Origin of the sequence: Chitinophaga eiseniae (genome assembly GCF_900167135.1) — a bacterium.
Classification (GTDB): domain Bacteria; phylum Bacteroidota; class Bacteroidia; order Chitinophagales; family Chitinophagaceae; genus Chitinophaga; species Chitinophaga eiseniae.
The window spans coordinates 1,630,336-1,645,037 of record NZ_FUWZ01000002.1 but is presented as its reverse complement, the minus strand read 5'-3'; the positions used below and the strand labels follow the sequence as shown (position 1 = coordinate 1,645,037).

The window sequence follows — 14,702 nt, the reverse complement described above, 5'->3', positions numbered from 1 at the left end:
TTATTTATTCCTTTTACGGGAGAAAAATTTAGCGACGTTGGTGACCTTGTCCAGGATGCGGCTGTCACTTCCGCTGACAGACAGGATCAGCTCCCCTTTCACGGCAGCAGGGGCCGGAGCGGCCGCCACAGGGCTGGATGCCTTGGCAGGCATGGCCGGCATATTGGCTGCGATAACAGTTTCCTTAGCGGGACCTGCAGCCGGGGTATTATCTGCCGGAGCAGCTGCCGCCAGCGTTGTGTTTTGCTGCAGGTGTTTTTCCACCACTTCATCCGACGTATTACGCGGAGAAGGCAGCGTGGAAATGACCGGTACATCGGCGGCGGCTACAGTCGTTGACGCTACGGTGTTATTATTTTGCGGTTGTTGAGGGGCAGGTGTAACCGGGGTAACTTTTGCCGGAGCTGTTTCCTTTTTACGGGAGGCGGTGCGGCCGGCTGGCATATGCGCTACTTCCGGACGGGGCGCTTCTGCAGGGAAGGCAGCGGGTGTTCCCGTTTTCTCCGGTGCCGGAGCAGGAACCGTTGTCGTTTCCGGTTGAGCAGCGGGCGGGGCCATTGCTTCCTTCGTCACTGTGCCGGCGATAGGCTGACGGTTATGGCGGTCACCGGGGGGCAACAACCAGATCAGCAGCCCTGTCAGTACAGCAGCGGCGGTGGCGCCCCACCAGTAAGGCGTCATGCTGATAGTCTTACGGGAGGTGCGGTACAGGCTGGCTTTGTTGGCGAATACAACCGTGGTATCCGGCTCCAGTTTCACTACCTGCAGCAGCGCCATTTCCTTCTGCGCTTCCGGATGCTCCTTCAGCCAGGATTTCAGGCGCGCCGTTTCTTCGGCAGGCAGTTCTCCGTCCACATAGCTCAGCATCATCGATTCATAGGCATCGGCGGAGGCGGCGGGAGACTGACGGTACAAGGCTGCTTTCTGCTCAAATACGACCTGTTCGTCCGGCACCACACAGGCGCCTTTCAGCAGTTCCAACTCCGCCCGTATATGAGGATGTTGTTGCAGAAACTGTTCCAGCGCGGCTTGCTCCGCGTCGTTCAGTTCGTTGTCCACATAACTGAGCAGGTAAGATTCGTAATTCGATATGTCGATCTCTACAGCCAAGAAATTGTTTGTTATTAACCTATTAACAATTATAAATATTTATATCACGTTTTCCATCTTTACAAGATAATTTTTTAAATGTATCCTGGCCCGATGGAGGTAAACCTTTACCTGGGAGGGGTTGAGCTGCATGATTTCGCCTATTTCCTCATAGCTGTAACCTTCATAATCTTTCAGCAAAACCAGTGATCTTTGTACCTCACTCAGATTAGCCAACGCCTTGGCAATCACCTCTTTGGCATTATTGATCTTATGATCTGCCACTTTCATTTCGTCCTTGAACTCGTCTACCAGCGTCACCCGCTTTGTCTTACGTACATGATCGATCATATTATGGTACGCCACTGTAAACAGGTACGATTTTGCCTTTTCAAAAGGCACGTCCTGGCAGTGCTTCCACAATATTTCGAATGCGTTCTGTACTACGTCCCTGGCATCTTCCGCGTGGTCCAGGTTTTTAATAATAAAGCGGAATATATTGTCCGAATACAGATCCACACATTTATTGTACTCCTTTTCCGTCATTCCGGTGGTGCGGGATTTTAGTGCTAAGTTCCGACTTTTACTTTAATACCTATCATGGTCACTATCCGCTTACCCACACCTAAATAATCAGCCCACACCGCTTTTTCCGGTTTGCACAGCAGGAACAGTTTATATAAAACTGATCATCAACCTATTATCCAGCACATTATTTTTGTATCTTTCTTTCTCAGGTCAAATTCACAGTTTTCCACTACATGGCATCTTTAATCGTGATAGTATTATGACGGAGTGCTGCCGTTAAATGTTACACCTTAGTCAAACTTTTTACCCTCCTCGCCGTTAACTGTGGATGCGACAGAGATTCGTAATACTTTTATTGCCTGTAACTTTGCAAAAGCGTTATAATTAAATATTGTACTTACTATGAATAAGAAGTTTACATCCCGCTTACGGGAAGAACTGGAGGAAATCAACAAAGCCGGTCTGTATAAGAGAGAGCGTATCATTACATCCGAGCAGGGAGCTGAAATACAGGTTGGCGGTAAGACGGTCATAAATTTTTGCGCCAATAACTATCTGGGGCTGTCCTCTCATCCTGCGGTGGTGAAAGCGGCGAAAGACGCGATCGACACACATGGTTACGGTATGAGCAGCGTCCGCTTCATCTGTGGCACCCAGGACATCCACCGGGAGCTGGAAGAAAAAATTTCCAAATTCCTTGGCACGGAAGATACCATCCTGTACGTAGCCGCTTTCGACGCCAATGGTGGCGTATTTGAGCCACTGTTCGGCGAACAGGACGCCATTATTTCCGACGCCCTGAACCACGCTTCTATCATCGACGGTGTGCGTTTGTGCAAAGCCAAACGTTTCCGTTATGAACATAACGATATGGCTGACCTGGAAGCCAAACTGAAAGAGGCCCAGGACTGCCGCAGCCGTATTATCGTAACAGACGGTTCTTTCAGCATGGATGGTACTATCGCCCAGCTGGACAAGATCTGCGACCTGGCGGACAAGTACGACGCCATCGTGATGTCCGACGAAAGCCATTCTTCCGGTTTTCTTGGTAAAACAGGCCGTGGCACCCACGAATACTGCAACGTTATGGGCCGGGTAGACATTATCACCGGTACCCTGGGTAAAGCGCTGGGCGGCGCTTCCGGCGGCTTCACCAGCGGTCCGAAAGAAGTGATCGACATCCTGCGCCAGCGCAGCCGTCCATACCTGTTCTCCAACTCTGTGGCACCCAGCATCGTAGGCGCTTCTATCGCCGTACTCGATATGCTGAGCGAAACCACCGAACTGCGCGACAAACTGGAATACAATACCCGGTATTTCCGCACAAAAATGACAGCCGCCGGCTTCGATATCAAACCCGGCGATCACCCGATTGTACCGGTGATGCTGTACGACGCCGTGCTAAGCCAGCAAATGGCGGAGAAACTGCTGGCGGAAGGCATCTACGTGATCGGCTTCTTCTTCCCGGTAGTAGCCAAAGGCCAGGCCCGTATCCGTGTGCAGCTTAGTGCCGCCCACGAACAGGCACATCTCGATAAAGCTATCGCCGCCTTCACCAAAGTAGGTAAGGAACTGGGCGTGATTAAATAATCAGAGACCACGAATTGCAAATCAGGGGTCCGGTTTTATAATTGACTGTTTTACAATATTTTAAATATCGTAAGGTGTCTTTTATACAATCGGACCCCTAATTCGTAATTCATAATCCGTAATTCGTAATTTCGCACCTGATTATTTACTAAATCTTAATACTGATGAAACGATTTGGCTGGATGTTATTAGCACTGTGCCTTTTCATGGCCGCCTGCGCACCGAACAATGTTAAGGAGGAAAAAGGCTGGGAGAAATATTTCACCGAATACAAGGTGGAAGGCACTTTTATGTTATTCAACAACGCACAGGGTACATTCAAGGTGTATAACCTGGACCGCGCCAAAGAACGTTTCCTGCCGGCTTCCACCTTCAAGATCTTCAATTCACTGGTGGGCCTGCAGACCGGTGTGATCACCGACACCGGCATGGTCATCCCCTGGGACGGCGTTACCCGCAAATACCCGGCATGGAACCAGGACCTGAGCATGCAGCAGGCGTTTAAAGTATCTGCTGTTCCTTACTTCCAGGAAGTAGCCCGCCGCATTGGCAAAACCAATATGCAGCAATGGCTGGACTCCGTTAAATACGGCAACATGAAAATGAGCCGTGTGGATACTTTCTGGCTGGACAACTCCTTACAGATTTCCGCAGACGAAGAACTGGGCTTTGTTAAAAAACTGTATTTCGACCAGTTGCCCTTCGCCAAAACCAATATGCAAATGGTGCGTGACGTAATGCTGATGGAGAAAACCCCTAAATACGAACTTTCCTATAAAACCGGCTGGGGCACCACCGGCGCCAAACAAATTGGCTGGATCGTAGGCTGGGTGGAAGAAAACAGGCACCCCTCCTTCTTTGTCCTGAATATAGAAACAGAAGACCCCAACTTTGAGATGGTCAAAAACCGGATGGCGATTCTCCGGAATATCCTCACCGAGGCCGGCTATTTCAAAGGAGAAATGTAATACTAATGAGGGGTATTTGGTTAAAAAAAACCTAAACCCCTCTTTCCGCTCTTGTAATACGTGACAAAAAAATTATTTTTGAGATCTTGCCAACCGCAAGCGATCTTAAAACTGCATATGTTACGTTTTCAGCATAGTGAATATTTATGGGCACTGACGTTGTTACTGGTATTGCAGCTGGCTTTCCTGGGGGTATCCTGGTGGAAACGCCGCTCCATACGCCGTATCGGCGACCCAGCCCTCGTGGAAAAACTGTTCGCCGGTTATTCCCGTAAACTGTTTGTATTCAAATTCCTTCTGATTTTTCTGGCCTTTTTCTTCGGAGTACTGGGACTTGCCAACCTGCAAAAGGGCAGCCGCATGGAGAAAATCACCCGGAAAGGCGTGGACGTGGTGATAGCGCTCGATGTGAGTAAAAGTATGCTGGCCAACGACATCCAGCCCGACAGGCTCACCCGCGCCAAGCAGCTTATCAGCAAGCTGATGGACAAACTGGACAACGACCGCGTTGGCCTTGTGGTGTTTGCCGGCAATGCGTACCTCCAGATGCCGCTCACCATCGATTATTCCGCCGCCAAAATGTACCTGAGCACCGTCTCCCCGGAGATGATCCCCACACAGGGCACCGCCATCGGGCAAGCCATCCAGGTGTCCGACGAAGCCTTCAACAAAAAAGAACGTAAACATAAAGCGCTGGTAGTCATCTCCGACGGGGAAGACCATGACGAAACAGCCTTGCAAAAAACCCGGACCGCTTTCGATAACGGCGTGGTTACCAATACCATCGGTATCGGTTCCGTGGCCGGCTCCCCGCTTCCGGACCCGGAAACAGGCGGCTATAAAAAAGACAGGGAAGGTAATACCGTGATTTCCAAACTCAATGAAAATGAGCTCAAAGGAATCGCCGCAGCAGGAAAAGGCATCTATCAACACCTGGACAACAATACAGACGATGTGGTGAATACACTGGTCAGCAAGATCGACAGCATGGAGCAGAAAGAATTCGGCGAAAATGTATTCACAGACTATAACAGCTATTTTCAATATTTCCTGGGCATCTGCCTGGCGTTACTGCTGATTGAATTTTTCATACCGGAAGTACGCCTCCCGCGCGAGCCCCGGGAAACTACCGTAGCTTAATTCCAACAGATCATGAACATTACTTTTATAAAACAGGGTTGCTTTATGGCTGCATTACTGCTTACCGGCTTTACCACGCTGGCGCAGAACGGCACCAACAAGTTTATCCGCAAAGGCAATGAACTGTATCAGAAGCAGCTGTTCAGCGACGCAGAGGCCAACTATAAAAAAGCCCTCGAACAAAATGCACAATCAGCCGTAGGCAGCTATAACCTGGGCAACTCCCTCTATCAGCAAAAAAGATATGACGACGCCCGTACCCAATATGCCAACAGCCTGAAAACAGCCGATAACAGCCGGATGAAAGCGGAGGCGGATTACAACATCGGCAACACTTTTATGGAGGCCAAAAAGTGGGAAGAAAGCATTAAATCCTACAAGCAGGCCCTGAAAATCAATCCCGCCGATGAAGATGCCCGCTATAACCTCGCTTACGCGCAGGCTATGCTGAAAAAACAACAGCAGGACAACAAAGACAATAAAGACAATAAGGATAAAAACAAAGACAAGAACAAGGACAAGAACAAAGACCAGAATAAGGACCAGAACAAGGACCAGCAGGATAAAGACAAAAAAGACCAGCATAAAGACCAGCAGGACAAAGACAAAAACAAAGATCAGAACAAAGATCAGAACAAAGACAAAGACCAGCAGGACCAGCAGAAACCAGAGCCACAGCCCAGCAAAATGAATAAACAGGAAGCTGAAAGGCTGTTACAGGCATTATCCCAGGAAGAAAAGAAACTGCAGGACAAAGCCAAGAAAATGAAAGGGCAACCGGTGCCTGTGGAAAAAGACTGGTAATCTTTCTATATACGCAGTAAACAGCAAAAATCCGGCAGCATCAATGATACTGCCGGATTTTTTATCATAAAAAAACCGGAACATGATTATTCCGGCCATTTTACCTAAACCTACAACAGTTACGCATGGTAACAGTACTCTTTGCCAGTAATAAGGTAAGGGGAAGATGTTCGCCGCCTGACTGGTTACTCTTTACCTATTTGCCAGCCTAATGGTCTTGTATTCATCTTACATTTCCGGCAAACACCTCCCCGAACTTTAAAACACACATATTTTTAGGCAGTGCGTTTTCACGGCTGCTGATATTTTTGTTTTATCGCTGGCATCGACCAGAGGGCTTCCCGCCCATCCGGTCCCCTGACTTGCGTGGGTGACGGGAAGACTTACAGCACAGTTAACATTTTAGCATCCTTGCATGATTTCCGGTTCAACGTCAGCGGGCAAAAAACAATTCAATACGCAAAACTAAGTGCAGACGGGACAATCTACTAGGACAATTCAGCTATTGACTTGGACTATTTGAACATTATGTCCCGGAAGTCCTGGGGAGAGATACCGGCGTTGTTTTTAAAAAACCGGCTGAAATAGGCAGGATCTTCAAACCCAAGCTCATAGCAGATTTCTTTTACGCTCTTGTGGCTGAAGGCCAGGTTCCGTTTGGCTTCCAGGATAATGCGGTCATGCAGCAGTTCCGTGACGGTACGGCCGGTAGTTTCTTTCGTGATTTCATTTAACCGCTTGGGTGTCAGGGCAAAAGCATTGGCATAAAAGGCCACCTGATGTTCGCGGGTGTAGTGTTTTTCCAGCAGGCGACGGAGCTGTACCACGCGGGAATCGTGATGGAGCGGCCGCATGGTATCGGTAGCGTTGCGTTTTTTCTCTCTTTCTGCCAGCAACAGGAAGGCATTGAGATAATGTTTGACGATACTGCGACCGTTGGCGCCCGGAGAGCGGTGTTCCCGGCTCATCAGGTCTACCAGCCCCAATAATGACGGGGCCGTGTTTTCGCCGATAAGGATCGGGCCGTAGCCATGCCAGTTGTCGAAAAGGTTGGAAAAATCGTACAGGGTTTCTTTGTCGTGTTTATTGGCAAAATAAAAGCGTTCGGTGAAAAAGATCACATGACCTTCCCGCTCACAGTCCAGCTGATGCACCTGTCCGGGCCTCAGCAGGAATAACATATTGTCTTCCATTTCATACCACACAAAATCGACCATATGCCGGCCTTTGGCTTTGGTAAACCACAGGATCTGAAAATGGTGATGCCGGTGCGGCTGGTGGGTGAAATCCGTCGCAGCCATCCCCAGCGGGGCGATGTTGAACTGTGATTTCAGCGGCCATTCCTGATAGGGGATGTCCAGACTTTTATTATTCGACATAAGTAGCTCAAATTTAAACGAATGGCCCTCTTTGGCGGCACCGTTCGTGGAATTTAATGTAGCTTTAAGGTGTGGGCTAATTGCCCCTCAGGTTTATTAACTTTGCACCTGCAGAAAACAAAAACGTATGCAGCTTTATTGCAACTCATTAACAGAATACAAGCGACTGGCCACACTGGAAGTAAAGGTAGGTGATCTTCTCATTGGCAACTTCCAACCTATCCGTATCCAGACCATGACCACCACCGACACCATGGACACCGCCGGCACCGTAGCCCAGGCCATCCGGTGCATCGAGGCGGGGGCAGAACTGGTACGCATCACCGCTCCCAGCAAAAAGGAAGCGGAAAACCTGTTGCACATCAAAAACGAACTTCGTCGCCAGGGTTACCACACACCGCTGGTAGCAGATATACACTTTACCCCCAATGCAGCCGAAATTGCGGCCCGCATCGTGGAAAAAGTAAGGATCAACCCCGGTAACTATATCGATAAAAAGAAGTTTGAAACCATCGAATATACCGATGCCGAATACCTGGAAGAAATAGACCGTATCCGGGAACGTTTCACGCCACTGGTGAGCATTTGCAAGGAATACGGCACTGCCATGCGCATTGGCACCAACCACGGCTCCCTCAGCGACCGTATCATGAGCCGCTACGGCGACACGCCCATGGGCATGGTGGAAAGCGCCATGGAATTCCTGCGTATCGCGGAAGACCTGCAGTACCGTAACATTGTGCTGAGTATGAAGGCCAGCAACCCGCAGGTAATGGTACAGGCCTACCGCCTGCTGGTGCAAACCATGCACCAGGAGCTGGGCCACTGCTACCCGCTGCACCTCGGTGTTACAGAAGCCGGCGACGGCGAAGACGGCCGTATTAAATCAGCCATCGGTATCGGTACCCTGCTGGAAGACGGTGTGGGCGACACCATCCGGGTTTCCCTTACAGAAGATCCTGAGTTTGAGCTGCCCGTATGCCGCGACATCGTAAAACGCTACAGCGGCGCCCGTACGGAAAAACCAGCTACCGCCCGGCCGCTGGACGCACTTCCCTACTCCCCGTTCTCCTACAAACGCAGGGAGAGCATCGCCGTAGACAATACCGGCGACAAACAGGTGCCCGTAGTAGTGGCTGACTACCGTAATCCGGCCACGATACAACCCTCCGACCTTAACGCGATCGGCTATACGTACGATGAACCCTCCGATAAATGGAACATCGCCGATGCCGCCGCCGACTATATTTATACCGGCACGCAGGTGCCCTCCTTTGCCCTGCCCGGTACATTGCAGGTGGTAGTAGACGCCGGTCATTGGCAGACGCTGGCCGACAAAGCCGCCTATGTACCCTACTTCGGCACCCGCGCCTACCTGGACGCCGTGGCAGCCGGACAAACCGGTAAAAAGAACTTCGTGGCCGTTAATGCAGACGACCTGGACACCACAGATATCAGCGACCTGCTGAAACAACTGGCACAACCCGTTGCCGCCAGCGCCGTCATCCTGGCCGTTCATGCTACCGGCAGCAACGCCATGGCCAGCATCAGAAGGTTCTTCATCCTGCTGACAGCCCAACAGCTGACGGTACCGGTGATCATCCACAGCGTTAGTCCGCAGGCCACCGCAGACGAGCACCTGATCCATCATGCCACGGAAGCCGGCGCCCTCCTGCTGGATGGCTTCGGCGACGGCCTCTGGCTGACCAACCAGGACCAGGCACAGGCAGCCCTGCTCAACAATATTGCTTTTGGTATCCTCCAGGCTACCCGTACCCGTATCTCCAAAACAGAATACATCTCCTGCCCCTCCTGCGGCCGGACCCTGTTTGACCTGCAGGAAACCACCGCGCGCATCAGGGCGGTCACCCATCATCTGAAAGGCGTGAAAATCGCTATCATGGGCTGTATCGTGAACGGCCCCGGGGAAATGGCAGACGCCGACTTCGGCTATGTGGGCAGTGGTGTTGGAAAAATTACCCTGTACAGAGGCAAAGAGGTGGTAAAACGTGGCCTGAACAGCGACGTAGCAGTAGATGAGCTGATCAGCCTGATCCGTGAAAACGGCATGTGGGTGGAGAAAAACTAATTATTAAATGTAGCTTAAAAATAAGGGCGGGCATGTTCTATCATCTATAAAAAGCTTAATTTTTGGTAAAACATTTCTTATGAAAAAGTTGCTTACCGGCGTTCTGGCAATGTTCATGGGCTTAACTGTCGCCATGGCCCAGGCTCCTGCCACCACCCAAAAAGAAGCTAAAACCAAAGTGAAAACGGAGCAAAAGGCAGCCAGGAAAGAAGCGGCCTCCGTTAAGAAGGATGCTGGTCAACCTGCCGCCCAGGCTTCACCGGCAGCAAAAACAGCGCACGTTACCAAGAGCGGGGCTCCTGACAAGCGTTTCAAAGAAAACAAAGGCACCTCCGAAACAGCAGGGCCCAAAAAGAAAGACGGTACTCCTGATATGCGCTATAAATCAAACAATGCCAGCGCAGGAAAGAAAAAAGCCTGATCCATAAACATCTTTTCCCATAAGGATTAAGCTGCCTCCGGCGGTTTAATCCTTATTTTTTTACCTTTAGCCCTGACAACCAACCACTGCCCTCTAAAAAACCTTATTTTTATTGCATGTTCGATTTCAGACTCAGAGTATTTCATACCGTTGCGAAGAGGCTCAGTTTCACCAAGGCCGCAGAAGAACTATATATTTCACAGCCAGCTGTCACCAAACATATTCATGAGCTGGAGCAGCAATTGGGCTTGGCCCTGTTTGAAAGAATCGGCAACCGTATCAAGCTTACCCGTGCAGGCCAGCTGGTGATGCATCACGCCGAAATTATTTTCACGGACTACCGCAACCTGGAGTATGAAATTAACCAGCTGAAACACACGCAGGGCGGCCTGCTCGCCATCGGCGCCAGCACTACCATCGCACAATACCTCATTCCTCCGTTGCTGGCCAAATTCAACCAGCGTTACCCGGACGTAAAAACCTCGCTTACCAACGGTAATACAGAGCAGATAGAACAGGCGCTTTTCGAAAAAAGTATTTTACTGGGTATCATAGAAGGCAGTTCCAAAAATCCCCTGCTAAAATATGTAGAGTTTGCCCGCGATGAAATTGTGCTCATCGGGAACCCCAAACATGCCTATGGCAGCGGCGAGCCGCTTACTGCCAACGAGCTGCGGAGCATTCCCCTGCTCATGCGGGAACACGGTTCCGGTACGCTGGAGGTGATCACCGATGAGCTGAAGCGGCTGAAGCTGAAAATTACAGACCTGAACGTAGCCATGTATATGGGCAGCACGGAGAGCATCAAATCCTATGTGCACCATTCTTCCTGCGCAGCGTTTATCTCCCTGCAGGCCGTACAGCGGGAAGTGGAAGCCGGCGAGTTTGTAGTGCTTCCCATCAAAAACTTCAAGCTGATCAGGAAGCTGCACTTTACCTACCTGCAGGGGCTGCAGGATAAGCTGGCGCAGCTTTTCATCAAGTTTGCCCGCCAGCACATGACACCCTGATTATAACAGAAAATCTTTTTCCAGCAGTTGCCAGCGAAGCATGTTGTCCTGCATGCCGGTTTGCCGCATGCCGAGGCGTTGCAACACCTTTCCGGAAGCGATATTATCCACAGCACATTCCGCTTCGATACTTTTTACGAATGGCTGCTGAAAGGCCCAGGCAATTAATGCGGCGGCAGCTTCCTGCATATAGCCCTGTTTACGGTGCGGTGGCAGCAGGGAGTAGCCTATTTCCACCATCCCGTTTTCGTCGGGGCGGCCTTTAAAGCCGATGTTTCCCAATACGGTTTTGTTTGTTGCGGACACGATCGCCCATAATAACCAGGGGAATGATTTGGGATCGTGCTGTAGTTGTTCAATCAGGTGTGGTAGCAGCTCTTTTAGTTCAGACATAGGCCAATCGGGCGGAATGTCGGCATTCAGCAGCGTGACGGCCTGCGGGTCCTGCAGATAGATCGCTGTGATCAGCGGCAGCCGGCAGGGGCATACCAGTAAACGGGATGTGGTCAGGGGTAACATATACGGATGATTAAAGAAAAAATATCAGGGAACAGCTACGGTTTATGCAGCTGTAGTTGAGACGTATCGAGTTCTTCACCAGCTTTCATGGCATGGATCTGCAGCCTTTCCTGGTCCTGCGTCAGCTCTTTCAGTCGTTGAGGCGTGCCCGTGAGCGCGGGCATGGTACCGTAATGACAGGGAATCACATGTTTTACTTTCAGCAGGCGGATAGCGAATGCCGCTTCGAGTGGCCCCATGGTAAACCGGTCGCCGATAGGCAGGATCGCGATATCAGGTTCGTAGATCTCTCCCAGCAGGGCCATATCGCCAAAAACGGAAGTATCTCCTGAATAATAAACAGAGACGTCGTCGCTCATCCAGACGATAAAGCCGTTGGCTGCGTGGGTATACCCGATTTTTCCATCCGGGAGCCATACCTGTGCAAAGTGGAAGGCGTTGGTCATGGTGACTTTCGTTTGCAGGATGGAGACGGTGCCGCCGGCATTCATCTGTTCAAAAACATGTTCCGGTACGCCCTGCTCCTGCAGGAACAGCCGGACGATAGGATTGGCGATCACTTTAGGGGAATGGGACCGGATCAGGTCAATGATTTTACTGTCCATGTGGTCCCTGTGGCCGTGGGTGATCAGGATCAGGTCAATTTGTTCCGGGATGGTGTAATCGGCGGGCAGCGCCGGGTTACCGGTAAACCAGGGGTCTACGAGAATGATATGGCCTTCCGGTGTTGTAAGCTGAAAACTGGCATGGCCAAGAAACTTGATATTGGAATGCTGCGTGCTCATATTCATCTGGCTTTTTTAACCTTATCTAAATATACTATTATCTATGAACACCGATAAATGAAAAATCCTGCCCGGAGGTGACCGGGCAGGATGTCTTTCGTATAAAACGATAAAAATTATTTCCGCTGTAAAGTGTAGATGATGGAGGCTGTTTTACCTTCAAAATTAACATTGGCTCTCCAGGTCATGGAGCTGCCGGCTTCAGTACATTCCATCAGGTAGCCGTCTGCTACGTTTTTGGCTTTTACGCCGGAGTACAGTTTTTTGAAACCGAACATGGTGATATTTCCCTGTTTGCTGAGTGTCCAGACAATTTTCTGCGATGCAGGGCTGCAGCCGTCTGCAGTGGAGGACAATGTATAGGAACCATTTGCATTATTGTCCGGCAATACCCATTGGCTGCCGATGAAGCATTTAGCATTGGCCTCGTCAAAAACGGTTACTTTGGCGTTTTCGGGAATACCTTCATAACGGATATCCGTCAGTACCCAGTTGCCTTTTACAGCGCCTTTGTTAATGTTGGTAGTTACGCCCTGTTTGGGAGAGCAGGAAGTACCCAGGATTGCGACCAGAGCCAAAAACAATGCTGCGAATGATAAATTTTTCATGGAATAATAATTTGTATGTTTTAATGCCTTCTCTGCATTCAACAGCTGTACTACCATAAGGTTTAAAACAGCCTGAATACTGCGGCAAGTTCAGCATTTACAAGAAACGTACCAAATGAATATACGAAAGGTCAGCGGCCGGCCGGCAAAAGGGCTTCTGCCGGGGTTTTGAGCCGGATCAATACATCTTCCAGCTGATTGGTCCGCTTGTAGAGATACCAGGTGCTGGCCGCCAGCGACATGGTCAATACACAGAGGGCCAGGAATGCGCAGCGCCACCAGATGCTGACGGTGATCTGGCGGTTCCATCCGGGCCTGATATTGATATAAACGGGGTCTTGTGGCGGCTGTTGCCCATCGGCGTCGCCGGAATGTTTGAAGTAGTATTCCCGGTGCTTATGGCGCCGGGCGTCTCCCATAATTTTGTCCTTCAGCTGGACGGGCGGCGGCACAGCTTCTGCCATGATATTGTTTTCGATGCGCAGTTCAGCCGCGGCGATTTCCTGTTCGAGTATAGGATGCAGCCTTCTCATGTACGTTAGCTCCCTTTCCTGCTCAGGTGTGGCAAGGCCGAGTAAATAACGTTCAATTACTCCACTGTCGATATAGTTTTTTAAGTCCAAAGCAATGATTTAAAAAACCGCATACCCATCAAACATGATTGATAAACAAAATATCTACGAACCGGGACGGCCGGTTGGATTGTAAAATTGAGAAAATAATTTAAATAACGGCTTGCCACAGGTTATATTATATATAAAAAATATTTGCTTTTCGCTCATGTGTAAGCACTGTGGCGGCAGGAACTTCGTCCTGTTTTTCCTTTTCCTGACGGTATTTCAGGTAATAAAAGATGGCAAAAAAGAGAAAGATCTTAGATAGGATAAAAATAATGATGAAGAATATTTTCCACCAGCGATGTACCGAGATATGGCTTCCGTCTTTAGGCTGGATATTAATAAACGTATAGTTTGACTGGGCATCTGCCTGGGCGCCGGCGTATTCCCAGCGTACTTTCTGGAGTACCCGTTCCCGTATTTCCACAGGCGGCAGTACCGCTTCGTCGAAGCAGGCTTTCTCCAGCCGGCGTTCCGCCAGTTCCACCTCTGTGTCCAGTTCAGGAAACAGTTTTCTCATGTGTTCCAACTCCTCTACTTCCGTTTCCGAAGCAAGGCCCAGCACATAAGATTCGATGATGCCACTTTCGATATAAAATTTTAGTTCCAATGTTCTTTCAAGAATTTTCGGAAGGCTTTCATTGCTTCCCCCAGTATTTCATTTACCTGCCCTTCTGGTATGGCCAGCATACGGGCTATAGTTGTGATCGATAATCCTTTAAAATAACTCAGCCGGAACACCTGCTGTTCTGAAGCCGGTAATATGATATAGAACTGTTGCAGGATACCTTCTTCTTTCTTCATCAGCTCAATCCCCGTGAGCGCCGTTTCCGGGATGGCTTCCTTGATGGCCAGTTCCCTCGTTTTACGTAATAACCAGGCAAATAAAGTGCGGAAGCCTGAAGAGTGGAACGCATTGATATGATGGAACGCCCACGCAAAAACCTTTACGATAACATCATTGGCTCTATCTTTTATAGGCACCAATTGCAAGACAACTCCATACAGTGCCCCGGCGTATCGGTCATATAACAACTCTTTTGCCGCGGGATCACCTAACGTCAGTCGTTCTATAAGCATTTGCTCACTTATATGTGTCAGATCTCTCCGCAAACAGTTGTGCTTACATTTAAGCTTGCTAATTTAAGAAATATG

Annotated in this window: 16 protein-coding genes; 7 read left to right on the top strand and 9 right to left on the bottom strand. The window is 49.7% G+C overall.

Annotated features, from left to right (window positions below; genetic code table 11):
• Together B5D63_RS16415 and B5D63_RS16410 are read right to left on the bottom strand one after the other, a co-directional pair.
• Entirely contained in the window at positions 1–1,110 is a 1,110-nt protein-coding gene (locus tag B5D63_RS16415; protein WP_078669859.1) for a hypothetical protein, read from the bottom strand.
• A 39-nt stretch (positions 1,111–1,149) separates the two neighbouring features.
• Positions 1,150–1,635, bottom strand: a complete 486-nt coding sequence (locus B5D63_RS16410) for an RNA polymerase sigma factor (RefSeq protein ID WP_078669858.1) — start codon at positions 1,633–1,635, stop codon at positions 1,150–1,152.
• 384 nt (positions 1,636–2,019) lie between these two features.
• On the opposite strand from B5D63_RS16410, the gene kbl reads away from it, so the two are divergent.
• The 4 genes from kbl (at position 2,020) to B5D63_RS16390 (ending at position 6,119) form a co-directional block, all read left to right on the top strand.
• Entirely contained in the window at positions 2,020–3,207 is a 1,188-nt protein-coding gene (kbl, locus tag B5D63_RS16405) for a glycine C-acetyltransferase (RefSeq protein WP_078669857.1), read from the top strand.
• 164 nt (positions 3,208–3,371) lie between these two features.
• A complete protein-coding gene (blaOXA, locus tag B5D63_RS16400) occupies positions 3,372–4,175 on the top strand; it encodes a class D beta-lactamase (protein WP_078669856.1) in 804 nt (267 codons plus the stop codon).
• 117 nt (positions 4,176–4,292) lie between these two features.
• Positions 4,293–5,315: a VWA domain-containing protein gene (locus B5D63_RS16395; RefSeq protein ID WP_078669855.1), complete on the top strand. Its 1,023-nt coding sequence runs from the start codon at positions 4,293–4,295 to the stop codon at positions 5,313–5,315.
• 45 nt (positions 5,316–5,360) lie between these two features.
• Positions 5,361–6,119, top strand: a complete 759-nt coding sequence (locus B5D63_RS16390) for a tetratricopeptide repeat protein (RefSeq protein WP_159456049.1) — start codon at positions 5,361–5,363, stop codon at positions 6,117–6,119.
• A 515-nt stretch (positions 6,120–6,634) separates the two neighbouring features.
• Here the strand turns inward: B5D63_RS16390 and B5D63_RS16385 are convergent.
• Entirely contained in the window at positions 6,635–7,498 is an 864-nt protein-coding gene (locus tag B5D63_RS16385; RefSeq protein WP_078669854.1) for a helix-turn-helix domain-containing protein, read from the bottom strand.
• A 127-nt stretch (positions 7,499–7,625) separates the two neighbouring features.
• Here B5D63_RS16385 and ispG point away from each other — a divergent pair, with 127 nt between their 5' ends.
• From ispG to B5D63_RS16370, 3 genes are all read left to right on the top strand, one after another.
• Positions 7,626–9,587: a (E)-4-hydroxy-3-methylbut-2-enyl-diphosphate synthase gene (gene ispG / locus B5D63_RS16380; RefSeq protein ID WP_078669853.1), complete on the top strand. Its 1,962-nt coding sequence runs from the start codon at positions 7,626–7,628 to the stop codon at positions 9,585–9,587.
• A 79-nt stretch (positions 9,588–9,666) separates the two neighbouring features.
• A complete protein-coding gene (locus tag B5D63_RS16375) occupies positions 9,667–10,008 on the top strand; it encodes a hypothetical protein (RefSeq protein ID WP_078669852.1) in 342 nt (113 codons plus the stop codon).
• Between the two features lie 116 nt (positions 10,009–10,124).
• A complete protein-coding gene (locus B5D63_RS16370) occupies positions 10,125–11,018 on the top strand; it encodes a LysR substrate-binding domain-containing protein (protein ID WP_078669851.1) in 894 nt (297 codons plus the stop codon).
• Here the strand turns inward: B5D63_RS16370 and B5D63_RS16365 are convergent, their stop codons facing one another.
• From B5D63_RS16365 to B5D63_RS16340, 6 genes are all read right to left on the bottom strand, one after another.
• The gene (locus tag B5D63_RS16365) at positions 11,019–11,537 is read right to left on the bottom strand and encodes a GNAT family N-acetyltransferase (RefSeq protein WP_078669850.1); all 519 of its coding nucleotides are present in this window, start codon (positions 11,535–11,537) and stop codon (positions 11,019–11,021) included.
• Between the two features lie 35 nt (positions 11,538–11,572).
• The gene (locus tag B5D63_RS16360; RefSeq protein ID WP_159456048.1) at positions 11,573–12,322 is read right to left on the bottom strand and encodes a metal-dependent hydrolase; all 750 of its coding nucleotides are present in this window, start codon (positions 12,320–12,322) and stop codon (positions 11,573–11,575) included.
• A 116-nt stretch (positions 12,323–12,438) separates the two neighbouring features.
• Positions 12,439–12,930, bottom strand: coding sequence for a lipocalin family protein (locus B5D63_RS16355; RefSeq protein ID WP_159456047.1), 492 nt, complete (start codon positions 12,928–12,930; stop codon positions 12,439–12,441).
• 131 nt (positions 12,931–13,061) lie between these two features.
• Positions 13,062–13,553, bottom strand: coding sequence for a hypothetical protein (locus B5D63_RS16350; protein WP_078669847.1), 492 nt, complete (start codon positions 13,551–13,553; stop codon positions 13,062–13,064).
• A gap of 127 nt (positions 13,554–13,680) precedes the next feature.
• Positions 13,681–14,157 carry a hypothetical protein gene (locus B5D63_RS16345; protein ID WP_078669846.1) on the bottom strand — a complete coding sequence of 159 codons (477 nt, stop codon included), beginning with the start codon at positions 14,155–14,157 and terminating at the stop codon, positions 13,681–13,683.
• Entirely contained in the window at positions 14,148–14,627 is a 480-nt protein-coding gene (locus tag B5D63_RS16340) for an RNA polymerase sigma factor (RefSeq protein WP_143312942.1), read from the bottom strand. The genes B5D63_RS16345 and B5D63_RS16340 overlap by 10 nt, the downstream gene beginning before the upstream one ends.
• Between the last annotated feature and the right edge of the window lie 75 nt (positions 14,628–14,702).